The organism is Exiguobacterium sp. CH10 (assembly GCF_018617635.1).
GTDB classification, from domain to species: domain Bacteria; phylum Bacillota; class Bacilli; order Exiguobacteriales; family Exiguobacteriaceae; genus Exiguobacterium; species Exiguobacterium aestuarii_A.
The window spans coordinates 45045-69346 of record NZ_JACSKO010000003.1 but is presented as its reverse complement, the minus strand read 5'-3'; the positions used below and the strand labels follow the sequence as shown (position 1 = coordinate 69346).

The 24302-nt window shown below is 48.1% G+C and carries 23 protein-coding genes; 7 read left to right on the top strand and 16 right to left on the bottom strand.

What is annotated here, in order from left to right; genetic code table 11:
* Nucleotides 1-15: 15 nt before the first annotated feature.
* The 4 genes from KNP04_RS10825 to KNP04_RS10810 all read right to left on the bottom strand — a co-directional run bounded on the left by KNP04_RS10825 (nucleotide 16) and on the right by KNP04_RS10810 (nucleotide 2903).
* On the bottom strand, nucleotides 16-879 hold the full coding sequence (locus KNP04_RS10825) for a DegV family protein (RefSeq protein ID WP_214875953.1): 864 nt from the start codon (nucleotides 877-879) through the stop codon (nucleotides 16-18).
* 116 nt (nucleotides 880-995) lie between these two features.
* On the bottom strand, nucleotides 996-1478 hold the full coding sequence (locus KNP04_RS10820) for a methylated-DNA--[protein]-cysteine S-methyltransferase (protein ID WP_214875950.1): 483 nt from the start codon (nucleotides 1476-1478) through the stop codon (nucleotides 996-998).
* Entirely contained in the window at nucleotides 1465-2358 is an 894-nt protein-coding gene (locus KNP04_RS10815; RefSeq protein WP_214875947.1) for a DNA-3-methyladenine glycosylase family protein, read from the bottom strand. Before KNP04_RS10815 ends, KNP04_RS10820 begins: the two co-directional genes overlap by 14 nt.
* Nucleotides 2355-2903, bottom strand: coding sequence for a bifunctional transcriptional activator/DNA repair enzyme AdaA (locus KNP04_RS10810; protein WP_214749608.1), 549 nt, complete (start codon nucleotides 2901-2903; stop codon nucleotides 2355-2357). Before KNP04_RS10810 ends, KNP04_RS10815 begins: the two co-directional genes overlap by 4 nt.
* A gap of 172 nt (nucleotides 2904-3075) precedes the next feature.
* On the opposite strand from KNP04_RS10810, the gene mprF reads away from it, so the two are divergent.
* On the top strand, nucleotides 3076-5568 hold the full coding sequence (mprF, locus tag KNP04_RS10805) for a bifunctional lysylphosphatidylglycerol flippase/synthetase MprF (RefSeq protein ID WP_214875944.1): 2493 nt from the start codon (nucleotides 3076-3078) through the stop codon (nucleotides 5566-5568).
* Nucleotides 5569-5615: 47 nt separating this feature from the next.
* On the opposite strand, the gene KNP04_RS10800 is transcribed toward mprF, so the two are convergent.
* The 4 genes from KNP04_RS10800 to KNP04_RS10785 form a co-directional block, all read right to left on the bottom strand.
* Complete coding sequence (locus KNP04_RS10800) at nucleotides 5616-8006, bottom strand: carbohydrate binding domain-containing protein (RefSeq protein ID WP_214875940.1); 2391 nt, start codon at nucleotides 8004-8006, stop codon at nucleotides 5616-5618.
* Nucleotides 8007-8187: 181 nt separating this feature from the next.
* Complete coding sequence (locus tag KNP04_RS10795) at nucleotides 8188-8730, bottom strand: NUDIX hydrolase (RefSeq protein ID WP_214875937.1); 543 nt, start codon at nucleotides 8728-8730, stop codon at nucleotides 8188-8190.
* 13 nt (nucleotides 8731-8743) lie between these two features.
* Nucleotides 8744-9238 (bottom strand): LURP-one-related/scramblase family protein, encoded by a 495-nt coding sequence (locus tag KNP04_RS10790; protein ID WP_214875934.1) that lies wholly within the window; start codon nucleotides 9236-9238, stop codon nucleotides 8744-8746.
* A 61-nt stretch (nucleotides 9239-9299) separates the two neighbouring features.
* Complete coding sequence (locus KNP04_RS10785; protein ID WP_214875931.1) at nucleotides 9300-9965, bottom strand: HAD hydrolase-like protein; 666 nt, start codon at nucleotides 9963-9965, stop codon at nucleotides 9300-9302.
* 145 nt (nucleotides 9966-10110) lie between these two features.
* Here KNP04_RS10785 and KNP04_RS10780 point away from each other — a divergent pair, with 145 nt between their 5' ends.
* On the top strand, nucleotides 10111-10560 hold the full coding sequence (locus KNP04_RS10780) for a hypothetical protein (RefSeq protein WP_251129920.1): 450 nt from the start codon (nucleotides 10111-10113) through the stop codon (nucleotides 10558-10560).
* A 56-nt stretch (nucleotides 10561-10616) separates the two neighbouring features.
* On the opposite strand, the gene KNP04_RS10775 is transcribed toward KNP04_RS10780, so the two are convergent.
* The 3 genes from KNP04_RS10775 to KNP04_RS10765 all read right to left on the bottom strand — a co-directional run bounded on the left by KNP04_RS10775 (nucleotide 10617) and on the right by KNP04_RS10765 (nucleotide 15971).
* Entirely contained in the window at nucleotides 10617-11987 is a 1371-nt protein-coding gene (locus tag KNP04_RS10775; RefSeq protein WP_214875924.1) for an alkaline phosphatase, read from the bottom strand.
* Between the two features lie 136 nt (nucleotides 11988-12123).
* Nucleotides 12124-14898 (bottom strand): glycoside hydrolase family 3 protein, encoded by a 2775-nt coding sequence (locus tag KNP04_RS10770; RefSeq protein ID WP_214875921.1) that lies wholly within the window; start codon nucleotides 14896-14898, stop codon nucleotides 12124-12126.
* Nucleotides 14895-15971, bottom strand: coding sequence for an alpha/beta hydrolase (locus KNP04_RS10765; protein WP_214875918.1), 1077 nt, complete (start codon nucleotides 15969-15971; stop codon nucleotides 14895-14897). The genes KNP04_RS10770 and KNP04_RS10765 overlap by 4 nt, the downstream gene beginning before the upstream one ends.
* A gap of 120 nt (nucleotides 15972-16091) precedes the next feature.
* Between KNP04_RS10765 and KNP04_RS10760 the strand changes: the two genes are divergently transcribed.
* Nucleotides 16092-16463, top strand: a complete 372-nt coding sequence (locus tag KNP04_RS10760) for a hypothetical protein (protein WP_214749576.1) — start codon at nucleotides 16092-16094, stop codon at nucleotides 16461-16463.
* 109 nt (nucleotides 16464-16572) lie between these two features.
* Nucleotides 16573-18018, top strand: a complete 1446-nt coding sequence (locus KNP04_RS10755) for a DEAD/DEAH box helicase (RefSeq protein ID WP_214875915.1) — start codon at nucleotides 16573-16575, stop codon at nucleotides 18016-18018.
* 195 nt (nucleotides 18019-18213) lie between these two features.
* Here KNP04_RS10755 and KNP04_RS10750 read toward each other — a convergent pair whose 3' ends face one another.
* Both KNP04_RS10750 and KNP04_RS10745 read right to left on the bottom strand, forming a co-directional pair.
* Nucleotides 18214-18642, bottom strand: coding sequence for a hypothetical protein (locus KNP04_RS10750; RefSeq protein WP_214875912.1), 429 nt, complete (start codon nucleotides 18640-18642; stop codon nucleotides 18214-18216).
* A gap of 14 nt (nucleotides 18643-18656) precedes the next feature.
* Nucleotides 18657-19850, bottom strand: a complete 1194-nt coding sequence (locus tag KNP04_RS10745; RefSeq protein ID WP_214875896.1) for a DUF4317 domain-containing protein — start codon at nucleotides 19848-19850, stop codon at nucleotides 18657-18659.
* Between the two features lie 268 nt (nucleotides 19851-20118).
* On the opposite strand from KNP04_RS10745, the gene KNP04_RS10740 reads away from it, so the two are divergent.
* Both KNP04_RS10740 and KNP04_RS10735 read left to right on the top strand, forming a co-directional pair.
* Nucleotides 20119-20751, top strand: coding sequence for an HNH endonuclease family protein (locus KNP04_RS10740; protein ID WP_214875893.1), 633 nt, complete (start codon nucleotides 20119-20121; stop codon nucleotides 20749-20751).
* Nucleotides 20752-20770: 19 nt separating this feature from the next.
* Nucleotides 20771-21013 (top strand): hypothetical protein, encoded by a 243-nt coding sequence (locus tag KNP04_RS10735; RefSeq protein ID WP_214875889.1) that lies wholly within the window; start codon nucleotides 20771-20773, stop codon nucleotides 21011-21013.
* A 19-nt stretch (nucleotides 21014-21032) separates the two neighbouring features.
* On the opposite strand, the gene KNP04_RS10730 is transcribed toward KNP04_RS10735, so the two are convergent.
* Nucleotides 21033-21527, bottom strand: a complete 495-nt coding sequence (locus tag KNP04_RS10730; RefSeq protein WP_214876411.1) for a peptide-methionine (S)-S-oxide reductase — start codon at nucleotides 21525-21527, stop codon at nucleotides 21033-21035.
* 72 nt (nucleotides 21528-21599) lie between these two features.
* Between KNP04_RS10730 and KNP04_RS10725 the strand changes: the two genes are divergently transcribed.
* Complete coding sequence (locus KNP04_RS10725) at nucleotides 21600-21857, top strand: hypothetical protein (protein ID WP_214875886.1); 258 nt, start codon at nucleotides 21600-21602, stop codon at nucleotides 21855-21857.
* A gap of 8 nt (nucleotides 21858-21865) precedes the next feature.
* Here KNP04_RS10725 and KNP04_RS10720 read toward each other — a convergent pair whose 3' ends face one another.
* Nucleotides 21866-22780, bottom strand: coding sequence for a hypothetical protein (locus KNP04_RS10720; protein WP_214875884.1), 915 nt, complete (start codon nucleotides 22778-22780; stop codon nucleotides 21866-21868).
* A 21-nt stretch (nucleotides 22781-22801) separates the two neighbouring features.
* Complete coding sequence (locus KNP04_RS10715; RefSeq protein WP_214875883.1) at nucleotides 22802-24253, bottom strand: MBOAT family O-acyltransferase; 1452 nt, start codon at nucleotides 24251-24253, stop codon at nucleotides 22802-22804.
* Nucleotides 24254-24302: the final 49 nt, after the last annotated feature.

Below are 24302 nucleotides of genomic sequence, written 5' to 3'. Positions count from 1 at the left end.
ATGAGACGGCTTTTATTATTTCTCCACGAAGAACATCGAAATGGCTCCGAGACCAACGTGTGTCCCGACCGAGACCCCCATCTGCATGAGGTAAATCTCACCTGTGAAATCTGTTTCGGTTTCAAGCTTCGCTTTTAAGTTCTCGGCAATCCGCTGATCGGATGTGTACCCGATGATTACGAAATTCGTGATGTCCGGATTCACGCGCTTCACGAACTCGTCCGTATAATGCTTCAACACTTTACGTGTGCCTCGCTCTTTGGCAACAATGGCACCTTTCCCGTTCTTCATGCTCATAATCGGTTTCACCATGAGTAGTTTTCCGATGATGGCACTCGCGTTCGAGATGCGTCCACTCTTGATCAAATGGTCCAAGTCATCCACGGACAAGAAGTGCTTCACTCTCGTCTTATACGTCTCGTTAAAATCGACGAGCTGTTCGAACGTCGCACCGGCTTCACGCATTTGCGCACTCTTTAGCAGCAACCAGCCGCTGCCGTGACTCATTGATCGGGAATCGACGACATGGATTTTCACTGTTGATTCGGGATGCGCCTCTTCGAAGTACTCTTTCCCGATGACCGCTGACTGATACGAGCCGCTCGTGCCACTCGACATGCAGATACATAGAATCTCTTCATGCCCGGCAGCGACCGCATCTTCCATCAATGCTAAGAACGTCGCCGGACTCGGCATCGCCGTGGTCGGGAATTCCGGGAGCGCTTCCAACATTCCGTAAAAATCATCCGGCTGGATATCCACCCGGTCCTGGTAAGACATATTGTTCATCGTAATGATCAACGGCGCGACCCCGATGTTGTACTGTTCAAGCACTGCATCTGATAAGTCACACGTTGAATCTGCTAGTAATTTAATCATACATTCCTCCAAAAACCTTCTCCATAAGTGACGGGAATCATCCTACAACTTCGTCGATTCAGACGTCACGATAGGACCTCCTTTAGTGTAGCAGATTTGGAGGGGAAAATGTTTTTTTACTGGGTTTGATGTGCGACTTGTTTCTCGTGGTGTAAGAGCCATTCTTTTCGCCATAATCCACCGGCATACCCTGTCAATTTCCCGTTCGATCCGATGACACGATGACAAGGCACGACGATACTCAGTTTGTTGCGTCCATTCGTCGCCCCGACTGCCCGAACAGCCGTAGGTCGCTTCACACGACGGGCGAGTTCACGATATGATGTCGTCTCCGCAAAAGGAATTGTTTGTAACGTACTCCACACATCCCGCTGGAACGGCGTGCCTACTTGTTCAATGGGAAAGGTGAACGTCATCCTATCCCCTCGAAAATAAGCATCGAGCTCATCCTTACACTGTCGCAACACATCAGGTACATTCGGTTCAGGTAATTGCGCCACTTCGCGTTCAACGAATAAGATCGACTGGATGATTTTCTCGGTCCCAACGATTTCAATCACGCCAACCGGCGTCTCCATGTCTAATTTATACGTTTCCATATAATGACCTCCATAGATAAAATGTCGCGTATGCTTCCCAACCTTGCCATCGCTCCCCGTATCGTTTCACTTCTTCAATCGTCGGCTTTTTAGGCGTACCTAATTGATGTTGAATCGCTTGATGCAATCCGACATCCGCGACTGGAAAGGCTGATGCGTCTTGAAAACATTTCATCAACACATAGTCCGCCGTCCAAGCCCCGACACCTCGTATGGAAAGCAAGCGTTGACGAATATCGGATGAAGATTGCGACTGTAGAGCCGATTTTGATAACGTCCCACCTGTTATTTCCCGTGCAATATCAATAACATACTCCGCTTTCCTTCGACTAAACTGAAGCTCACGTAACGCTTCCGGCTCAAGCAGGGCGACTCGTTCCGCACGTGGGAACGTCCAGTACGTTCTTCCCTCGATGACTCGCTGTTCGCCATATCGTTCCACGAACCGCCGCTTGATTGTATAGGCGAAGGAGAGCGTGATTTGTTGCCCGATGATGGCCCATGTAAGCGCCTCGAACAAATTTGGGAAACCAATCATTCGTAACCCACGATGTGCTTCAACCAAAGGAGCCAGCAATTCATCCTCTGCCCCCATCGCCTCAAACGGTGTGAGGTCACGATCAAGGTCTAGCCAGTCACGAACCTCACGTTCAATGCTTTCTGTTTCCGTATCCGAGACGTCATCGACCGGGAACAGGATACGAATGTGGTCTTGCTCTCCTTGAAGTTCGACGAGGATCAGGCGTTCCCCGATTCGCATCAGCTTTTGAACTACTTTGTCCGTCGTGACATGGAGTACCTCTTGTTCGGACCGACTTAAAAAGACGAGACACTCATGAAAATCAAACGGTTGTGGAACGTCTAGTAGCAAATCGTTCATATGTCCCCTCCTTTTCGATACATATTCGGTGTGCACCCTTTCACTTGACGGAAGACACGGTAAAAATTCGATGGCGTTTGAAACCCGACCTCATAGCAGACTGTCAGGTTGCTCATCGTGGTCGTTCGTAATAAATACGCCGCCTTGTCGATGCGAAGTCGTTCCAATAGCTGCCTTGGCGTCTCTCCTGTCGCTTGGGTAAATGTCCGCTCCAAATGGAACGGGCTCAATTGGACATGTTCGGCAATCTGTTCGAGGCGAATCGGCTGTTTATAATGTTCCATCAAATACACAGTCACTTGTTGTACGAGCGCTCGGTGTGGGGCATGCTCGACTTCCGGCTGGCATCGCTTGCACGGTCGGAAGCCGTTCGTTTCTGCCTCTTGTCTTGTGATGTAAAAATCAACATTCTCTTTTTTCGGTTTGCGGGAACGGCACGATGGTCGGCAATAGATTCCTGTCGTCTTCACGGCCGTATAAAATAACCCATCATACGTTGCGTCACAAGCGAGCACTTTCGCCCACTTTTCCTCAAATGTCAGCATGTCCACACCCCTTCCTTACTCTCACTGTAGCAAATATAAAATCAACATTTCGTCCTCTTTCTTGCGCTTACAATCCCCTCTTTTGAAACGTTTTACAGATTTCAGTCGTATCCTATAGTACGATTTAGTTAGAAGACGCTGTCAGCCATATGACAGATAAGGAGAAAATCTCATGCGCACTCGTTTTTCATGGAAACAATTAAAATGGCTCATCCCTATAGCGTTAATCGGATTGATTTTAATCCAGAGCGGACAGGAGTTAAAAGACCTCTCGCTCGCGACCGCCTTCACGACATTGAAACAACTGACCGGGTGGGAACAGTTCACGCTCATTCTACTCGGTGGATTCGCCGTCCTGACGATGACAGGATACGATTACTTCCTGCTTCGTTCTTTACATATTGAGTTGCCGAAGCGAAAAGTCGTGCAAACGGCATGGATCACGAACTCGATGAACGGGATGCTCGGATTCGGCGGGGTGATTGGAATCGCCCTTCGTACTTCCCTGTATCGTCCTTACACGGATACGAAACGCCTACTCCGTGCCATCGGTTGGATGACACCGACACTCATCAGCGGTCTTTCGATCCTCTCCATCGGTGTGCTTCTCGGAATTTTCCCGGCAGGTGCACTCGTCGGGACGAAACCTTGGATTTGGCCGGTGTTGCTTGCGGTGAGTGCGATGCTCCCGTTTTACCTGTTCGTCACCTCACGCCGATCAAACATCGGTTGGTCCACGTTGATCGGATACACGATAACTTCACTTGCGGAATGGGTCACCGCAGGGCTCGTCGCCATCTACGCGTTATCGTTACTCGACGGGTCGGCCTCGTTCGTGCAACTCTTTGGTGTATTCATCGTCGCGACGGTCGTCGGTGTCGTCTCCCTCGTCCCAGGGGGCGCCGGAACGTTCGACTTATTATATCTTGTCGGAATGACACAATTGGGGATTCATCAAGACATTGTCCTCTCATCTTTGATCATCTACCGATTCGTCTATTTCGTCGTTCCTTTTTTGATTGGACTGTTTCTCGCGGCCATCGCGTTCGGAGACCAGGTCGTCAAACAAATCGAATATCGACCAATCATCGGATCTTCTTATGAGATTGGGACCGTCGTATGGCGCATCGTTTCCCGGACACTCGCGAAGATTGGGCGCTTGACCGGGAGTCTTATTGCCTTGATGAGCAGTCTATTGATTTGGTTCCAGACACTTCTCCCGAGTGTGACACCACTCTATGAAGTGAATCGTTGGTTTGAGTGGATTGGAACGCTCTTCTTATTGAGTGCCGGACTTCTCATGTTCCTGTCCGTATATGGCATGTATGTGCGGACAAAGCGAACGCTCTGGTTACTCAATACGGCGTTCATCTGGGCGACCATCGGGGTCATCGCTCGAGGCTTGAACTTATTCGAAACATTCGTCGTCATCGGTTTCGCTGCTTTCGTCTGGTTGACACGAAAACGCCATGTCCGATACCGCTCCATTTTAACGACTGGTCGTCTCATTCGAAACCTGTTCTACGTTTTGCTGTATGTAGGCTCTCACGCCCTCTTGTTGCAATCTTTCGCAGGTACCGACGACTTGTTCTTCACATCGCATCAGGCTGGTTGGTTGACGGTGTTCCTTCTCCTCTTCACGTCGCTCGTAGCAAGTGCGCTTCTGCTTCTGTTCGACCGTTGGAAGCGTCCGGCGCTCGGCGAGGCATACGATGAAGATCGAATCAGACAGTTTCAAGCAACACAGCACACATCGAGTGGTTATGACTTAGCCCATATGGCAGATAAACGCTTCTATATGAATGAGAATGGAAACGCATGCCTCTTATTTGCGACAGCACGAAACCATGCGATTGTCCTTGGAGATATCCAAGGTGAACGACAGGCCGCGACTGAACTGTTAACGCGTTTCATTGAAGATGCGGACCGAATTGGATATATTCCTTTATTTTATCAAATCACACCGAATTGGATGCCACGCCTTCATGATGCCGGCTTCACGTTCTTCAAGCTAGGGGAAGAGGCGACGATTGACGTGTCGACCTTCTCGTTGTCGGGTAAGAAGCGTGCGAATATGCGCTCCCTTTACAATCAATTCGAAAAGAAGGGAATCACGTTCGAGATCGTCTGTGAGCCGAGCCTCCTGTTATTAGAGGAGTTAAAAGAGATCTCAGACGAGTGGATTGGAAATCGGAACGAGAAAGGGTTCTCTCTCGGTTTCTTCGACTACGAAACGCTGACACGTTATCCAATCGCTCTGTTACGAGATGCGGATGGTGTCGTCGTCGCCTTCATTTCGTTGCTCCGAGGGAATGGAACCCTTTCAATCGATTTGATGCGTTCGAAAAATGATGCGCCGTCCGGAGCAATTGAAGTGCTGATTCTTCACATCATCGAATGGGCACGTGCGGAAAGCTATGAACATGTCGGACTCGGCGTGGCACCCCTTGCCGCCGTCGGTGAGCAGACATTCTCCCATTGGCCAGAGCGCGTCGCCGCCGATATTTTCGAAAACATCAGTTACATTTATCCGTTCAGCGGATTAAGGCAGTTTAAACAAAAGTTCAAACCGTCATGGGAAGGGCGTTATCTCGCGTTCCGACAACGTCGTAAACTACTGCCATCAATCTTACGGACAGCGCGATTGATTAGTCGCAAACGTTAAAAAACAGGAATTTCTCATCGTGAGAAATTCCTGTTTTACGTATAATCTTATTTCAACGTCACACTCACATTATCAATCGTGATGTTATGGGCACCGAGTGGTGATCCTTCTGTACGTCCCATCAAGAACTTCAATCCTGTCATATCCGTTACTGGCATAGTCACTTCAAACGTATACGTGTTCGTTTCCGGTGTGACTGAAACGACTTCGCTTAAATAGCGATAGTACCCGGCATTCTCTAACGTCACTTCGAATGAACGAGCGACTGTAGAAGATGCATCGAATTGTACGACGTACGTTTGGTCTTGTTGTAACTCAAGACCGCCTTGCTCCATGAGGACACTCCACGCCTCGTTCCCTTCTTGAGTAATCGAGATACGTGCTGCCTCATTCACCGCTTCGACAGCAGCCTGTGCGTCAAAGTGTACATAGGAGCCCCAGTTTGTGAGACCTTCTGTGAATGCTCCATTTTTAAGTGGAGACGGATCGATATAAACTGGTGTGACATCGCGCAATTCGACGTCATCGATTTCAATCACACCTTTTTCAGAACCGAGAATGAACTGAAGCTGACTCATGAGGTCAGTTCCGGCTTCCATCGTGAACGGAATTTCATACGTATCGAACGCTTCAGATAGAGCGACACGCTGGAGTGGGAGATAGGCATCTCCATTCGCTCCGTTCAATCCTATTTGAAGACCATCTACACGTTCTGCCCGTGCTTTGAAGCGGAGAACGTATTCATGTCCTTCTTGTAATTGAATGCCTTGCTGCACCAATGTTGCCGGTGCTCCTTTTTTCTTGTTCGTTTCAAAACGGAAGAGACGCTCTACCGGGTCGACCGTTCCTGTCCCTTTCGTGATGCCTGGGTCGAACGTCCAATACGTCATGCGATCCATCGCACCTTGGTCGAACGTACCGTTATACACATGGTTCCCGTCTCCAAGCTTCGGTTTTGTCGCATTCGGATCGAACGCCTCACGAGGTGTCTGCTCGACACGGACGTTCCCGATTTGGACACCAGACGTACTGAGTCCAACGTTGAACTCAAGACGTGCCGCAAGGTCAGTCTCTTCTGTCATATCGAATGTCATGGAGTACGTTTGGACGTCTGTCGTCAAATCAAATGACCCTTCATCTGAATATTTCGCATAGCCTCGGTCTGGACCACCACCGACTTTAACGGCGATCGAACGCGCCGCGTCCGCTTTGGCGTCAAACGTCACTTTATAATGTCCGCCTTGTCCGAGCGATACGTTTTGAATCAATTGATGCGAGTACGGCTGACTTCCTGCCTGATCAATCGAAATGTCGGCAAAACGTGATCCTGCCAAATCGATTACATCGACTGAACCGACACCACCAAAGTCAGGAAGCGCCACATAGTTCCAATACGTCGGGTTGAGCGCCTGTGCACCGTTCGTCACCGTCGTGATCGGTTCTGTATAGTCTTCATCATAGACGAGGTTCCCGTCTTCTAAAGGTTGCTTCGCCCCTTCTGGCAATACGACTTCTTCATCCGAATATGTCGGCTCGACAGCATCGCGATACTTCCCGTTCTTCAAGTCAAAGACACGGACGTAATCGACTTCCATCTCCGCCGGGAATGGTGTCGTCTCATCGACGTCCCCATCAAACCATCCACCGACTGCCAAGTTCATGATCAAATAAAAATCTTGGTCGAATGGCGCAGGATAGCTATATTTCGATGCTTTGTTTGCTTCTTTCGCATACCAGTCGTTTTGTGTTTGATAGAGCTGACCGTCTACATACCAACGAATCTCACCTGGTTCCCACTCGACCGCATATGTATGCCATTTGTCGATGCCGTCACCTTCTGCGAAGTGATAGTCTTTCCCCGTATACTTGTTGTTCGGCCATGTTTCCCCGTAATGAATGGTTCCGGCGACTTTGTCCGGCTGACTGCCCCATGACTCCATGATGTCGATTTCACCAGATGCTGCCCAACCACCGTAACGGTCCTCTTCAGGTAGCATCCAAAATGCTGGCCAGAGCCCTTTTCCTGTTGGAAGTTTCGCTCGCATCTCGTAACGACCGTATGTCTTACTGAACGTGCCCTTCGTCGTCAACTTCGCCGACGTGTAATCATATGTGCCGAATTGATCGGATGCTTGCTCTTTTTTTGCACGGATGACGAGTTTCCCGTCTTTTACGAAAGCGTTTTCGTTTTTGTCCGTATAAAATTGCTTCTCGTTGTTTCCCCAACCGGCAGCGACCGGATTTCCGTCTTTGTCGACAATCCAGTTCCCCGTTTCAAAGTTCCATTTCGAATGATCGATTTCCGCCTGACTAAACTCATCTGACCAGACAAGTTTCCACTTGGCGTCGTCGGCTTTTGAGCTCTTTTCAGCAGGTACTTCTTGTGGCAATGACAAGACGAGACCTGTTCCAAGTGCGAGTGCAACCCATTTCTTCATCATGTGTCCTCCTTCAGGATAAGTGATGGCAATATATCAGTCCGTTCTTTTGAAAGCGATTTCCGAAAGCGCTTTCGTTAATGCTATTATAAAATTTTATCCATCCCAACTTCAACCACTTTTCGGAAGTGAAATCAAAATGACATAAAAAAGCACCGACTCATGTCGATGCTTCCCACATTTAAGAATCCACTTTCACTGCGGCCTTGTGATTGATTCCTCCCCATTGTCCTCGCATCGCAAACAGCAGCGGAATCATCGGTTCATGGTATGGAATGAACTCGTGCTGTCGAATCATTTGAAGAATCGTCGCCTCGTCCGCCCACTTCACGGCTTGCACTTCAGATTCTTGAAGCGTCAGCTCATTCAAATCCACTTCCATTTCGACCAAATAGATATCGTCAAATCCTTCGTCAAAATTGACTGTCAGATGCGGTCGTGTCTGAGATAGATCAAGCTTGAGCCCAATCTCTTCTTCGAGCTCCCGCATCGCGGCTTGTTGGCTCGTATCTCCTACCGTGGCACTTCCACCGACTGTGATATCCCACATATTGGCCCATCCATTCTTGAACGGTTGGCGCTGTTGAATCAACATCTCACCCTTCTCGTTAAAGATACATACGTGGATGACGAGATGATATCCCCCTTCTGGCAATCGACTTCCCCGTTGCCACGTGCGACCGGTCTTTTCTCGGTCCACGTTATAGACGTCCCAAAATTCCATTAGATACTCCCCTTTATGTTGCTGCACTTGATGCCGCTGCTTGATCTGCTTTCGCACAATCGATGGCTACGACGATTGAGATGAGAAGGTGCTCCATCTCTGGTTCTTCGACACGAATCTCATAACTGTCGCCCCATGAGAACCACTTCTTTTGAACACTTCCAATCGATTGTCCATTTTTCGTCACGTCAAAATCCATGTCCCACCAGTCCCCTTGGACATCGATTCCGGCCGCATCGATCGAATACTTCGGTTTAAAGAATGAAAACTCTTTTGAGATGGTCATCATATCCGTACCATCCACTTCTACACAAAACTTCGGTAAAAAACTGAATGTCTTTTTCGTTATGGTTGTGACCGTTTGACCATTCACGTCTTTAATTTCAAACGACTTCGGAAACTTCATAAAGCTACCTTCGATGAAATATTGATCATGTCCGCCCGCATCTTTAATGGTGAAGCGGCCGCGTAGACTGAACACTTTTTGTTTCATGTAGAGCGTGTGCATAATGATCCCTCCGATTTGTTGTAGTACTTTACGTACGAACCCAAACTCGAAATCGATTCACTTATAGCGAAACCGTCTCCTGTAGAACGATGTCTAGCACTTCCGACAAGTGATTCACGACGTAATCCGCTTCTTTCAATTCTGCTTCTTGCGCAAAGTCAAAACGACAGCCGATTGAAGTAAGTCCGTTCGCTCGTGCAGCCATGATATCCGATAATCTGTCTCCGACTACGAAGCCATCCTGTAGTTCATACTTATTCACGATTTCAGCCACTAAATCCCCTTTATCCAACGTATCGATTTGCTGAATACTGTATGTTTCGGTAATCCAATGGTCCAATTCATAGTGCGTTACAATCGCTTGTAAATAGGCAACCAAGCCATTGCTCGCAATGAAGACTGGATAACCCCTATGATTCAATTGTTCAAACAACTCGAGTACCCCGGTATATAATGCACCATTCCCGTTTTGAATGTTTTTGATGAGTCGTCTTAAGAAATAGGCATCTGCCGCTTCCCGAATCTCTACCGTTTGTTTCGACAGCAACGTCTCCCATACGACAGGTAATGGTACTCCCATGATGTTCCGGTATTCGTCAATCGGTGTCGATCCTGTCCATTCTCCATTTTGTCGTAAGTAATCAAACGTTTCATTGAGTGCCAACTCTAAAATCAAATCTGTTCGAAATAATGTTCCGTCCATATCAAAAATGACTGCGTGTTTCATTCGTTTCCCCCTCGTTGGTTGAATCATTACTTGTCTGTCTATCATACGATTCTTTCTGTAAGCTCAGCTCATTCTTTCATACTTCTTATCGCTCGAGTAAGATGTTCTTAGTAGTAATCTTTCAAAATTGATGAGGTGAGCAATGATGTGTCATCAAATTTACATTGAGATTGATTTTGATTCATTAACATACTCTAATCAAATTATTGGTGAAATCAACTTTGTCATTGATACATATGATTATTTCCCGGGAGTCGGTTGGTCTGATTTCGTTGCTGTCCTATTAAAATGGTGGATTGATAGCTGTCGCGCAATTTTACACGCTCCACTTAAATCTGTTCATACGTTTCCATTTATGGATGGTCCCCTTTCGATATCAGCCAAAAAAATATCTTTGTCTGAACTCGAATTATCATTTATGAAAGATGGTCAAATGGATACAGAAATCGGTATCGTTTCAATTGAAGAATTGAAAGTTGCTCTTATTAAAGCAACACGACAGTTCATCAATGCAGTAGACCGATTAGGGTGGGAAAACGAAGAGGTCGATGTATTGCGACATGCAATCAAATCACTAGAAGTATATGAAAGATGATACCTTCAAAAAAAACTACGCGGGAATTCCCACGTAGTCTTAAGGTATATCCTTACTTATTTGATTTTCCCTTTATTCTTCAACAAGTTGAAGATCCGTTTCGCCTGATCCGTGTTGTCGCTCATGCCAACGAATTTCTCTTGTTGTGGTCCGAACGCATATACTGGTACGTCGTCACCTGTGTGACCGTCCGTCGTCCAGCCTGTTCCCGAACGTTGATCAAAGATTTTTTCGATGGCGTTATCGATTTCTGTCACGTCATTCGTTTCAGCCGCTTTCTTCACAGAAGCAATCTCTTCAGACGTCAATTCCAAATCGATGTTCTCACGTAAGACGGCTTCCACGTCCGCTCCACCTTCGATTTCTTTCGCCATGAAGTCCGGTGTGCGTTTCGCTGCTTGAATCGGTGTCGGATCCCAGTTGTAATTTCCGTCCGCTCCGATTGAAATACCGCCTGTCGAGTGATCCGCTGTCACGACGACCAACGTCTCCCCATTCTCTTTGGCGAAATCACGAACGACCTCGAACGCTTGCTCAAAGTCTTTCATCTCACTCATCGCACCGACGACATCATTATCATGTCCGGCCCAGTCGATTTGACTTCCTTCTACCATGAGGAAGAATCCATCATCGTTCCCTTTTAGGCGATCAAGCGCCGAGGTCGTCATGTCCGCAAGACTCGGTTGCTCCTCGTCACGGTCAATCATCTTATCCATGCCCACTTCCGCGAAGAGACCAAGCACTTGCTCGTTGTTGTCTTGCTTCATTTCCTCAGCAGACGTGACATAGCTGTAGCCGTCTTCTTGGAACTGCTTCGCAATATTTCGATCCGAGCGTTCGAAGAATTTCGTTCCGCCCCCGAGCATGACGTCGACTTTATGTTCACCATTAATCAAATCATCGTAGTAATCGTTGGCGATGGCATTCTCACTCTTACGTTGCTCCTCGTGCGCGCCGTAAGAAGCCGGTGTCGCATGCGTGATCTCTGACGTCGCGACAAGTCCTGTCGACATGCCGTTCTCTTTTGCTTGTTCAAGTACCGTTTTCACGTCTGTTTTGTCGTTATCCACAGCGATCGCATTGTTGTATGTCTTTACGCCAGAACTCATCGCTGTCGCCGCTGCGGCCGAGTCTGTTACGTTTTCTTCTTCGTCCTCAGGGTATGTCGATTGCATGCCCACCAAATGTGAATCGAACGCAGTCGGTTCCATTTCTACCGTCTCTTCATTATCGTTCATGTAACGAAGTGCTGTCGTATAAGGCACGCCCATCCCGTCCCCGATCATAAAGATGACGTTTTTCGCTTTATGATTCTTTGAATCCTTTGCTGCTTCTGCTTCGTTTTGTTGCTGAACGCCAACGATGCCCCCGAGTGCAAGCGTCGAAACGACTGCGAGTGGAACGAACTTTTTCATTGTCTTTTTCATCTGTAAACCCTCCCGAATGTTTGCTACTTCTGTAGCCTAACGGACTTTTGTAAAGATACATTTTCAGAATGAATACAGATGTGTATGCTTTTTGTAAATAGAAAAAGGACGCCTCATTGAGACGTCCTTGCATCCATTATCCGTTCTTCATACTGAATTCATCCGCAAGTGTGAAAGACACGTCCTTCACTTCTAGACCGCTCAATGCGAAATAGAGTTGGAGATAGTTATGCTGGTTCAGGAAGAAGACCTGCTTCGTCTGTGTCACCCATTCCCCGTCCGTCCCGTTAAACGTGAACGTCGCACCCGGGATATTGTTTGCAAACAACGTCACCGGCATCTGCGCCAACTCCCCAGCGTTCGAACGGGCCGTCAACGTGATGTCATACGTCCCGGTCTGGTCGACCGAGATGGCGAAGACGTGCGTGTTCCCTGTCGAGGTGTCGATTCCTGACAAATCGACATGCTCCCCGTTTTCGAGATGTTGATAGTCCAACTCGAATGCGTCCTGTTGATTCGTCTCATCTTCAAAGCCGAGCACCTCGACCGAACCATCATGAATTCCGAGAAGACGCTCCATCGCCGGTGATTTCAAGATAAATGAACAAATGTTGCGCGCGCTCCGCAACAACTCACCCCGTGTGACCACCCCTTCTTCGAGCGATGCCATCGTATTATCCTCGAATGAGTTGAGGTCCGGACGGTCGACGACCATATACAAATCGTTTTGCGAGCGGACCATCGCTGCCGTATTTTGACGGTTGGCCGACTCATCCTCACGGAAGTTCACTTTTGCCCACCAGTCCGTCATGACAATCCCTTCAAAACCCCACTCGTCACGTAAGATGCGCGTGTTTTGATCGTATAATCCGGCCGTCCAAATCCCGTTGACCGCACCATATGTTGTCATAATGGATGAAGCCCGACCTTCTTTCACGGCCATCTCGAACCCTTTCAAATAAATCTCGCGTAACGCCCGCTCCGAGACGACCGAATCGATATCGTGACGATGCGCCTCCTGGTTGTTGGCGCTGAAGTGCTTGAGCGTTCCTGTCACACCGACACGATGCATCCCATTTAATTGAGCAACTGCCATCTTCCCTGTCAAATGCGGGTCTTCCGAGAAGTACTCAAAGTTCCGACCGTTCAACGGGTTGCGATGAATGTTCATCCCTGGTCCGAGCAACGTATCGACACGGTTTTTCCGCATCTCAAGCCCTGTCATCTCGAACAAGTCTTCGACGAGGTCGACGTTGAACGTAGAAGCCAAGAGAGTCCCGTTCGGAAGCGCAAACGCCTTCGTCCCGATATCCATGCGAATGCCTGATGGACCATCGGCACAACACGCAGCTGGAATCTCAAGCGCGTTCAATCGATCGGACACGCCACCGAACGCAGCTGCCGTACCCGGCGTGACACGCGGCGAGTTCATCCCTTGTCCGCGGACGATTGTCGCCAAATCCTCATCCGTCAATTGATCTAAGAATGTGTCGAGTGATGCCTTCTCGTGATATACATCGCTCAATTTGATACCTTGGTCACCCGTGAACACTCGCGTCTCAGGGCGTTCTTCCAAATAACGTGTCTCGACGTCAACGGCGCGAAGCGGTGTCGACTCGTAGCCCACTTCAAATCCCTGTTCGCCTTGAATCGGTTTCATCCGTTCGAACGGGAGGACAGGCGCCATATTTTCGCTTAACGTCTCGAGGACGCGTTGCTCCTGCTGCTCGACTTCGAAAGCAAGTGAAGCCGAACGCACATCCGTTCCAACATATAAGCGATATGTTCCTGATTCGAGAACGAAGCTCGATTCATGACCCGTCACGCCAGAGTCGTCGTAGCTCGCAAAATCAGTCATGCGGACGTTAAACGAAAGGGTTTGTCGCTCACCCGGTTCAAGAAGCAATGTTTTCTCAAACGCTACTAAAGACCGGAGCGGATTTCCGAGTTTTCCTTGCGGTTTCTCGACGTAGAGTTGGACGACTTCTTTCCCGTCACACTCACCCGTGTTCGTCACTTCCACCTCAACCGTTAAAACGCCATCGACTTCTGTCGTACGCTTCACTTCAGTATGGAATGTCGTATAAGACAGTCCGAATCCGAACGGGTACAAGACGTCGTCTTTCGCGAACGTTTCAAAGTAGCGGTAACCGACATAGATGTCTTCCTGATAAATCCCTTTATCCGCATGACCAAAGTTCTTTGTCGACGGATAATCCTCGATGGATCGGGCAATCGTATCTGTCAGTTTCCCGGAAGGACTTACGTCTCCGACAAGCACGTCGACGAGTCCTTTTCCGCCTTCCATCCCACCTTGCCATGCATAGAGGATTGCACTCGGCTCATTCGCCCACTTCATGTCGATGATGTTTCCGACGTTCAACACGACGACCGTCTTGTTGAAGCGCTTCGTCACGCGCTCGATCATCGCGTGTTCGATATCCGTCAATAAGTAACTGCCCGGGTCGGCCGTGTTGTCACGGTCTTCCCCAGCCGTACGTCCGATCATGATGAGCGCGACATCCGACTCCTGCGCGGCTTGATCGACGAGTTCATCCGATACGTCCATCTCCTGTTGTGACCACGGTTCTCCGGCCCAGCCGACACCTTGGTCGAACGGGTTCTCTTTCACCCACTCCTCATACGTCGCATAAAGCGATTCATTGATGTGAATGTCTGTACGTTCACGTAGTGCCTCGAGCGGTGTCGTAACATGTCCGACGTTCACCATCCCACCTGAACCGGTACCGCTCTTATAGTAATGGAATTGACTACGCCCAAATACGGCAAGCTTCGTTTCAGACTGCAACGGGAGGGTTTTCTGTTCGTTTTTGACTAACACGACCCCTTCCGCGACCGCTTGACGTGCCAATTCTTCATAACGTTTCCAATCCAATGTATACTGTTTCATTTCGTCAGCTCCTTAAGTCCTTTTGCGATTTCATTCATACAATCTTCTGCCTGTGGGTAGTCTCCTAATTTGTCCATAAAGGCATGATCCATACCCCGATATTGAATCAGTCGAGTCGGAATACCAGCTTCTGAAAGTTTTCGGGCATATTCCTCCCCTTCAAGTCGTAAGTAATCGTACTCGGCTGTCACAATCAAGGCTGGCGGTAAAGTCGTGACGTCCTCTGCCAAAAGTGGTGAGACGAGTGGATGCGTGACATCCGTCTTCCCTTGAAGGTAGAGGTCATTTAATAGCGAATCTGGATCTGCAAGAGCGAGTACGACACCTCGAATCAGGTCGTGATGGTGTGAGATATCGTACGCATCGAGTGTCCATTCAAAATCATCTGTCGGAATCGATCCCAGATTGACGACGGGATAGACGAGTGCTTGATAACAAATGCGCCCCTCCCCTCGTTCTTTCTCCATCAGACAACAAGCGGTCGCCAAATTCCCTCCGGCACTGTCACCGGCGACCGCGATTCGGTCTTGGAGAATGTTCAACTCACTCGCATGGTCATACACCCATTCAAAGGCTCGGTAACAATCGTTCAATCCGGCCGGGAACGGATGCTCCGGGGCGAGACGATAATCGACGGAGATGACGACTGCGTTCGCCCGTTCCGCCAGAAACTTACATGGATTCTCGACCGTCTCGAGCGTCCCTCCGAAGAAGCCGCCCCCGTGGAAAAAGAGAATCGCTGGGATGGCTTCAGTGTGATGCGGACGATACAGGCGAACCGGAATGTCACCGTCCTCACTTGGAATCTTTACATATTCGGTTTTGATGTCGATTGTCGTCTGATCCTGATTCGGCCACCCCATGCCGGCACGTGCCGCTTCGAGATTGAATTCGCCATCCGGTTCATCATCTGAAGGATGATTCGAAGGCAGCGTCGCAAAGACGCGTGGATCGAGGTCACCGGTACGATCTAAATCTGGAATTGGTTTGATGATAGTTTCGAGATGGTTCGCGTGCGTTCGATATTGGCTTTGTTGAAGGTGTTGGACGAGATATTTATAATCGGATTCCATTATGTAAGCCCCTTTCTTTCAACATTTCTGAACCTGATAAAATATTGTTATTGGATAAAGTTGTACATCGGCTCATCGCATGATACGTTGTTGGAACAGATCACTAAAGGAGTGTTATTGATGTATAACTGCGTCAGCTGTAATAAATCATTGAACGAACATGAAGTCATCCATACAGATGAACTCGGTCATTTCGGTGATCCAATCAAGCATTATTGCGATGCTTGCTTCATTGAGGGAGCAAAAATCGGTTTTCACAAGATGGAGATTGGTTGCTGCACAGCATGCCAACAACCGTTAGTTTTACAATTTGATCAGGAAGAAACCGCTAGCCTGGCTCGTGAAGATGGAACAGTTCATTACATATGTCCTCAATTGCTAGAAGCGTATCAACAACAAAATGAAGAGCTGATCGAACAGTTAGAAGATGTTCATGACCAGTTTATTTTTTATGTGATTCAACCCGACCCGACGTTGCCTGACTTCGGATAATGGATTCTCATTCGCTTTCCTACCGTCTTTCGGTCTATAATGGACTGTATTGCAAATAGACATTGAAATTTTCTGAAGCAGAAGTTTTCACGAAAGAATGAGGTTACCCATGAACAAACAGCAATTTACTGATTATCGCCTGAGCGATGAGATTACTCGCGCATTAGGCATTATGAAATACGAATCACCGACTGAAGTACAACAACACGTCATCCCCCGTGCGCTCGAATGCGAAGACTTGATTGTCAAAGCACAGACGGGAAGCGGAAAGACAGCTGCTTTCGGGATTCCGGTCATCGAGCTCATCGATTGGGCCGAAAACAAACCACAAGTCCTCGTCTTGACACCGACACGCGAACTCGCCGTTCAAGTACGGGAAGACATGACGAACATCGGACGTTTCAAACGAATCAAAGCGACTGCCGTCTACGGGAAAGAACCGTTCTCGAAACAGCGTGAAGAATTGAAACAAAAGACGCATATCGTCGTCGGTACACCTGGACGCGTCATGGACCACATCGAGCGCGAGACGCTCTCACTCGACCGCATCGAATACTTGATCATCGATGAAGCGGACGAGATGCTCAACCGCGGCTTCCTCGCCGACGTAGAGAAAATCCTTCAACAGTTGCCGAAAAATCGCGTCACAATGGTCTTCTCAGCAACATTCCCACAAGATATCGAACGTCTCTGTCAGAAGCATATGAATGCTCCGGCACGTGTCGCCATCGAATCGACAGGTATGACGGCTTCGACAATCGAACACCGTTTACTTCCCGTTCATCGGAACGAGAAACTTGCTGTCCTTCAAGACATCACGGTCGTCGAGAACCCGGATAGCTGTATGATTTTCTGTCGGACGAAAGAGAACGTCGACACGGTGTACGCCGAGCTCGACAAAGCCGGCTATTCAGCTGAACGCCTCCATGGCGGACTTGAGCAAGAAGACCGTTTCGCCGTCATGAACGGCTTCAAGATGGGCAACTTCCGCTACCTCGTGGCGACAGACGTCGCAGCACGTGGAATCGATGTCGACAACGTCGAACTCGTCATCAATTATGACGTTCCTGTCGAAAAGGAGAGTTACGTGCACCGGACCGGTCGTACTGGACGTGCCGGCAAACAAGGAACAGCAATCACGCTCATGACCCGTCAGGAAGAACGTCTCATCGGAGCTATCGAATCATACGTTCAATTCGAAATTCCGATGATCGATGCGCCGACGGAAGCGGAAGTAGCGGCTAACCAAGATGCCTTCGAGCAAAAGTTGAGCGGACGACGCGTCGTTCGCAACAACAAGACAGCTCGCATCAACCAGGACATCATGAAGCTCCACTTCAGTGGCGGGAAGAAGAAAAAACTTCGCGCTGTCGACTTCGTTGGAACGATTGCCAAAATTCCTGGCGTATCTGCTGACGACATCGGGATCATCACAATCAATGACCAGATGACGTACGTCGATATTCTTAACGGAAAAGGCTCGATCGTCCTTCAAGCGATGGAGACGACGCCTGTCAAAGGGAAGAAACTTAAAGTGAGCAAAGCACGTAAATAATGCAGATTCAGCCTCAAAGATGATATTCGTCTTTGAGGTTTTTTATTACCTCACAACAATCGAAAGCGCTTTCGATAAACATTAAAAAAATATGGATTTTGGAAAACGTTTTCACCTGCATCATACCTGTATCAAATCTCAAATTCAACCTTCCTCACTCGATTGTCAAAAAAGAGCCCAATCTGTCGTTTGGGCTCAGTTTTCCAAGTGAAGAAAATCAAATTTTGAGTCGATGGTTGAACTGTGGCTCGTTTGATGAATCGATTCGTCACGACTCACGAGATATGTGTACTCAGCATCCGGTTCTGTCGAAAATTTCACGAACAATGTATGAGGATTCATACTCTCAAATCCGTTCTCCCCATAAGGAATAGAGCGGACGGTGATGATTTCGGTCGGATATCGGTCCTTGAGATACGCTTCGAGCACTATTTTTTCTTCCTGTACCTGTTGATTCACCCAATAAGGACGAACTGCATAGAATATTCCGTACGCTAATATACAACACACCGTCGCGACCCGTATACGCCTGCGCCATTTCCCATGAAATTGAAACGACAGCAAAACCAATACAACCACGATGGCGAACACAATCAACAGATCAATCAACTCAAGCGGATGCATCAATTTTCCTCCAGTCAGTCTAGCGACTCTTCAGAGATGAGTTTGAAGCCTTCAATCTCCGTCTCTTCTTCCACTTCAATCAACAGACATGGTTTTCCTTTATAGTTCACTTGCTTCACGTATTTCAAATCTTGTGGACTGACAGAAATATTGGCGACTTTTGTATTGATTTTAATCGATTTTGACGTATATTTCGGAACGACACTCGTCGCTTTCATCTCATATTTCGTGTCATCCACGACTTGTTTGAACGCCTGCTCGACTTTTTCTGTCGTCACATCTTCCACACCGCTCGCCCGAAGGACGACCTCGACCGCACGAGAGTCGAGCATCGCTACCCGCTCTTCTTCCTGTTCGTTCTCTTCTTCGGCGACAATGATTTGATTGATCTCATCGTAAACGGTCGCGAGCGTCCGTGAATTGACTTCTTCCCCGATGACCGCTTTAACGACTTCTTCGAAGACCGCCTTCTCTTCCACTGCCGTAACGATTTCTGAACCGTTCAGCACGTTCTCAATGAACGTCATATCCGGTTGATGCGCTTTATGTGCCGAATAGAGGACATGGTTCACATCGGCCGCATTATCCGTGAAACACGGGAATAAGAATCCACCAATTGGCACCTCGAGTTTGATGATTGGATTTACAATCAAGCTCGCTTTGAATTCCCGCTCGACGAAGTCAAAGACGAGTGACTTTTTCGGAAGTTCTGTCGGGCTGATACTGCCGAGGATGAACTTCGTAGTATACACTTCATCGTTCGCGTGAATCTCAGACTCTTCCGAATACCGGTTCGTCGGCTTATTGTAATTACCCCGGATGAACGTCACGACCATGTCTTTTTCAAATGGCGTGTCTTTCACCATCTTCAAGGCGATGCGTTGCATATAGTCCGTCCACACGTCTGTTTCTTCCGTACGAAGTCCTTCATACAGCAATCCTTGCGTATGGTCGACTTGGCCTTCCTCCGGATATTGGAACTTCACTTCGAATAGTTTTTCATCGAGTTTCCCACCGAGCACTTTTTTGAAGTTTGTCAAAAACAATTCCTGCTGTTCTTCTTCAAGGAACGGGAACGGGCGCAACTCTTCGTAGTAAATCTCATTCGTTTCCTGCCGGATGTAAATCGTATATAAGTCAGCAATCTTCAGCTTCGTCGCATTCACTTTAAACTGTCGGCGAATCGCCGCAATCTCTTTCTTGTTCATTCCATCCACCTCTTCTTTTCTCTCAATCCATGTCATTCATTATACCAGTCCTGATCGCTCACTAGTTCCAAAGAAATAACACGAGATCGCTCGCTAATGCTAGAGAAGGATTTGCGATAGTCTTTCTAATCATTTTGCAGATTTTCACACTTTTTCAAAATCGTCCTGTGTATGATCAAGTTGAATTTATTGCGTGATGTTTGTCTCACGAAAGGTTGCCCACTTGCTCGACAAGTGTTCATTCCAAATACATAGTAGGAGGCTTTTTATGTTGAAGAAACTCATGTCTGTCGCACTCGTCACATTGCTTGTCTGGATTTCCGCGTCATTTGACGCGACACCGGTCTCTGCATTCCCACCGAATATCCCTTCGAAAGCGGATGCGCTCACGAAACTGAATGCGCTCACTGTCAAAAATGAAGGGTCGATGACAGGATACAGTCGGGACCTCTTCCCGCACTGGTCGAGTCAAGGAAGTGGTTGTAACACGCGTCATATCGTCTTGAAACGGGACGCTGACTCGGTCGTCGACCAATGTCCGGTAACGACGGGCTCATGGTACAGTTACTATGACGGTTTGACGTTTACGTCGGCATCTGACATCGATATCGACCACGTTGTTCCGCTCGCTGAAGCATGGCGCTCTGGCGCAAGCAGCTGGACGACAACCAAACGTCAGAGCTTTGCGAACGACTTGAACGGTCCTCAGTTGATCGCGGTATCCGCTTCATCGAACCGCTCAAAAGGAGACCAAGATCCATCGACATGGCAACCACCTCGCACCGGCGCGCGTTGTGCATATGCGAAGATGTGGGTCGAGACGAAGAGTCGTTGGGGCTTGAGCCTTCAATCGTCAGAGAAGTCAGCACTCACGACAGCCATCAACGCTTGTATTTATTGAGACAGAAAAGGAGTCATTCATGAACAAACTTACTTCTACCTTTAAGGCAACCCACGGTGTCATGACAGAAGAAGTCGGTGTCATCAGTGGCGATTTGGAATTGACGACGGCGTGTCAGGAAGATGGTTCCTTGACACTCCACATCACGTACGTCGGAGCGAAAGATGTGTACACGCTCCCGGGGAGTCCATATCAGCTGCATGACACAAACGACCATGACGTCGTTCATCAAATACTCGTGAACATTCTCGAGCGGACGTAAAAACATCGCCAACTCCAGATTAAGGGGTTGGCGATGTTTCGTCTTTCCGATATTTCGTTAACAACTCTTTCGGTATGTGACAATAATCGTCCGGGCAACGCGTCAGGCGATCCTGGTGTTCGTCCGCACTCCGCACATAGTTCGTGAGCGGTTTGACTTCAACAGCAATCCGTTCTGCATCAGGGCGTCGCTCAATGAATTCTTGTGCCTCCATCAAATGTCGTGATTCTTCACTGTATACGCCCGTTCGATACTTCTCCCCGACATCGATTCCTTGTTTGTTAACGCTATATGGATCAATGATTTCGAACAAGTAATGCATCAAATCTTCGACCGTCACTACGTCCGGATCGAACGTAGTTTTGACACACTCTGCGTAACCGTCATACTCTCCATCTAACGTACCGGTCGTCCCGTTCGCGCGTCCTGCTTCAGTTGAAAGGACACCAGGTAACGTCCTCACAAATTCTTGAACACCCCATAGACATCCGCCCGCTAAATAGATTGTTTCGATGTGAATCACTCCCCGTCTATTTGAATCTTTTCTAAAGCATACACGTAATGATGAGAGAAGGGAGAGATTTGATTGAATAAACAACGTTTTCTCACCACATTGACCAGCTCCATCATCCTCTTTGTTGCCATGATCTTTATTTTTCGTAACGACTATTCTCTATTCGCTGAAATGTCGATCATCTTTCTAGCGGTCGTCATCGGCCAAACAATCCTCGAACGACTATTTCGACGCTTTGCGGAGGAGCGGGTATCGAATCAGACGGTATTCGTCTCATTCCTGTCGATGCTAGTGATATTATGGACGTTCGCAGGCATTCTTTTTGATTGAATACGATGTCACTTTTCTTGAACATACCCCAACCGCTTCAAATCTTCATAAACGAGTGAAGACAACAGCGTCCGCCCATCACCGTTCAAATGGTCCGGGTTATGGAAGAATGACTGCTCATGAATGAATCGTTCATCCCCCATATAATTGAGGAACGGGACATCTAAATCCAACTTCTCTAAATGCTGAAACACGAGGTGCTCCATGACTTCCTCATCAAAATACGTATGATACGACGCATGGACCGGCTCCATCGCCAAGACGACACGATACCCTTGTCGTTTACAGTAATCGATGATGTCTTGTAAATGCGACATGTTCTCTTCAATCTCATGATGGTTCACGGCATTCTCATATTGAGCGGCCACTTCCTCATACTTACGCTCTGAGTAGTTCAGCCCACCATTCTCCCATGGCTTATGCGCATCAAAGCGAAAATCTCGGATTTCCCGGGAAATGGCGGCATAGGCACTTCCGCTGTTCAATGCCGGGAACTGTTCATGCGTATAATACTGAAACAGGCTGACCGGCTCGATATCTTTACGGTCCAAGACGCGATAGTAATTCGCCTTCCGACCAACGTCCGAATTGCTGAATGTGATTTGAGATAAGGACACGATCACGACCCCGCCTGGCTTCAGGTGCTCATCGTATTCTTTTAGCATCTTCAAATCATATTCAATCGGTTGACTCGGTAACGCCAAGTCGAGATGCGACAATCCGGTCGGTTTAAAATAATACCCGTACATCGCATGGGACGTCCCCAAATTGATGATATCGACAGGATGAGGGTCTTCCTTGAAGGCAAGGACAGCTCGGTTATTATTATATTCCCACGAGTCCTTCACGAACTCGTTGACAGGAATAAAGATAGCGATCATCACGAGTAACACAACGACGATTTTAATTCCTAAACGCTTCATGCTAATTCCTTTCCGTGCATTTTAAAACCCACCGTATACAAATCCTTGGCTCGACACACCAAACAAGAAAGCCGAGACAATCAAGAACAGGTTGATGGCCACGCTCGTCACCGCAGATTGACGTGCCATCCAATCCCAAGCTGAACCTTTCGTTCGTTCAATATGTTGGAACAGGTGAACGACGACAAAGACGACGAGGAATATGATTAAATCGAGTAACGAGAACATTTGAATCGCCTGCATCATGCCTGACGGTGCCCACGAAGAGGGCGTCACGTACAATTTGGCATGCGAGAACGCTTCTGCCATCGAATGCGATTGAAAGAAGACGCGCGAGAAGCAGACGAGCTGGAACGTGATGGCGATTTTCCACCAACGATGCAGTGTCGGCACGCGGTCAAATCCGACCCATGACGCCATTTTTTCGCGCTGCTGTTTCGTATGGTCTCCGAACACACGATAGATTCCATGAATAAGTCCCCATAAGACGAAATTCCACGCGGCACCATGCCAAATTCCACTCACTAAGAATGTTGCGAGGATGGCACCATAAATCTGTTCGCGCTTCTTCTTCCCTTTCGCGAGCGGCATAAAAATATAATCTCGCAACCACATCGAAAGTGTGATGTGCCAGCGGTTCCAAAAGTCGGCAATCGATACGGCAAAGTGTGGCTGTTTGAAGTTCTCCGATAATCGAATTCCGAGCAATCGTGCACAGCCGATGGCAATATCACTACACGCCGAGAAATCGGCGAACAGTTGAATCGAGAACAACATCGTCGCGAGCACAATCTCTGAACCAGTCGGATCTGGACTATTGAATACACTTGCGACAATCGGAGCCAATCGGTCAGCGATCAACGTCTTCTTGAAGAATCCCCAAATGATGCGCTGAATCCCATAGCTGATATTGTCGTAGTCGAGATGCTGCTCTGTCTTCAGCTGGGGAAGCAGTTTTTTCGCCCGCTCAATCGGACCCGCCACGAGTTGCGGGAAGAAGGCGAAATAGACCGAGAAATAGCCGTAATGACGCTCTGCTTTTTGCTTCCCTCGCGAGACGTCCACGACATAACTGATGGCTTGGAACGTATAGAACGAGATGGCCAACGGCAACACGATCTCTTTATACGGCACATCATAATCAAATCCGCTCCATGCGGCGAACGAACGGAGCGAATCGTTGACGAAATTAAAATACTTAAACCATCCGAGGAAGAAGACAAGAACCGAGACACCGACCCACATGAGCCGTTTCTTCTGTTCTTTCTTTTCTTGCTTTTCAATCAGAATCCCAATCACATAGGTGAAGGCGGTACTGATCAACAATAGCGGAATGAATTGAACGCTCAACGTAGCGTAGAAGACATAACTCGCTAAGAGGAGGAGCACCCATCGGAATCGATGCGGGACCACGTAATACGTTCCAACGATGATTGTTAAAAATAAGAGAAATTCAATCGAAATAAAAGTCATATTTACCACCTGATGTTATGAAACTTGACGATGTACCGATTCCTGACAA

What these genes read in the sequence shown, in the direction of transcription:
- KNP04_RS10785 (WP_214875931.1), bottom strand. Translation starts at nt 9,965, where the DNA reads ATGAAACACGCAGTCATTTTTGATATGGACGGAACATTATTTCGAACA.
- KNP04_RS10825 (WP_214875953.1), bottom strand. Translation starts at nt 879, where the DNA reads ATGATTAAATTACTAGCAGATTCAACGTGTGACTTATCAGATGCAGTG.
- KNP04_RS10760 (WP_214749576.1), top strand. Translation starts at nt 16,092, where the DNA reads ATGTATAACTGCGTCAGCTGTAATAAATCATTGAACGAACATGAAGTC.
- KNP04_RS10780 (WP_251129920.1), top strand. Translation starts at nt 10,111, where the DNA reads ATGTGTCATCAAATTTACATTGAGATTGATTTTGATTCATTAACATAC.
- KNP04_RS10790 (WP_214875934.1), bottom strand. Translation starts at nt 9,238, where the DNA reads ATGCACACGCTCTACATGAAACAAAAAGTGTTCAGTCTACGCGGCCGC.
- KNP04_RS10750 (WP_214875912.1), bottom strand. Translation starts at nt 18,642, where the DNA reads ATGCATCCGCTTGAGTTGATTGATCTGTTGATTGTGTTCGCCATCGTG.
- KNP04_RS10720 (WP_214875884.1), bottom strand. Translation starts at nt 22,780, where the DNA reads ATGAAGCGTTTAGGAATTAAAATCGTCGTTGTGTTACTCGTGATGATC.
- KNP04_RS10740 (WP_214875893.1), top strand. Translation starts at nt 20,119, where the DNA reads ATGTTGAAGAAACTCATGTCTGTCGCACTCGTCACATTGCTTGTCTGG.
- KNP04_RS10765 (WP_214875918.1), bottom strand. Translation starts at nt 15,971, where the DNA reads ATGGAATCCGATTATAAATATCTCGTCCAACACCTTCAACAAAGCCAA.
- KNP04_RS10735 (WP_214875889.1), top strand. Translation starts at nt 20,771, where the DNA reads ATGAACAAACTTACTTCTACCTTTAAGGCAACCCACGGTGTCATGACA.
- KNP04_RS10745 (WP_214875896.1), bottom strand. Translation starts at nt 19,850, where the DNA reads ATGAACAAGAAAGAGATTGCGGCGATTCGCCGACAGTTTAAAGTGAAT.
- KNP04_RS10715 (WP_214875883.1), bottom strand. Translation starts at nt 24,253, where the DNA reads ATGACTTTTATTTCGATTGAATTTCTCTTATTTTTAACAATCATCGTT.
- KNP04_RS10775 (WP_214875924.1), bottom strand. Translation starts at nt 11,987, where the DNA reads ATGAAAAAGACAATGAAAAAGTTCGTTCCACTCGCAGTCGTTTCGACG.
- KNP04_RS10810 (WP_214749608.1), bottom strand. Translation starts at nt 2,903, where the DNA reads ATGCTGACATTTGAGGAAAAGTGGGCGAAAGTGCTCGCTTGTGACGCA.
- KNP04_RS10820 (WP_214875950.1), bottom strand. Translation starts at nt 1,478, where the DNA reads ATGGAAACGTATAAATTAGACATGGAGACGCCGGTTGGCGTGATTGAA.
- KNP04_RS10755 (WP_214875915.1), top strand. Translation starts at nt 16,573, where the DNA reads ATGAACAAACAGCAATTTACTGATTATCGCCTGAGCGATGAGATTACT.
- mprF (WP_214875944.1), top strand. Translation starts at nt 3,076, where the DNA reads ATGCGCACTCGTTTTTCATGGAAACAATTAAAATGGCTCATCCCTATA.
- KNP04_RS10770 (WP_214875921.1), bottom strand. Translation starts at nt 14,898, where the DNA reads ATGAAACAGTATACATTGGATTGGAAACGTTATGAAGAATTGGCACGT.
- KNP04_RS10795 (WP_214875937.1), bottom strand. Translation starts at nt 8,730, where the DNA reads ATGGAATTTTGGGACGTCTATAACGTGGACCGAGAAAAGACCGGTCGC.
- KNP04_RS10815 (WP_214875947.1), bottom strand. Translation starts at nt 2,358, where the DNA reads ATGAACGATTTGCTACTAGACGTTCCACAACCGTTTGATTTTCATGAG.
- KNP04_RS10800 (WP_214875940.1), bottom strand. Translation starts at nt 8,006, where the DNA reads ATGAAGAAATGGGTTGCACTCGCACTTGGAACAGGTCTCGTCTTGTCA.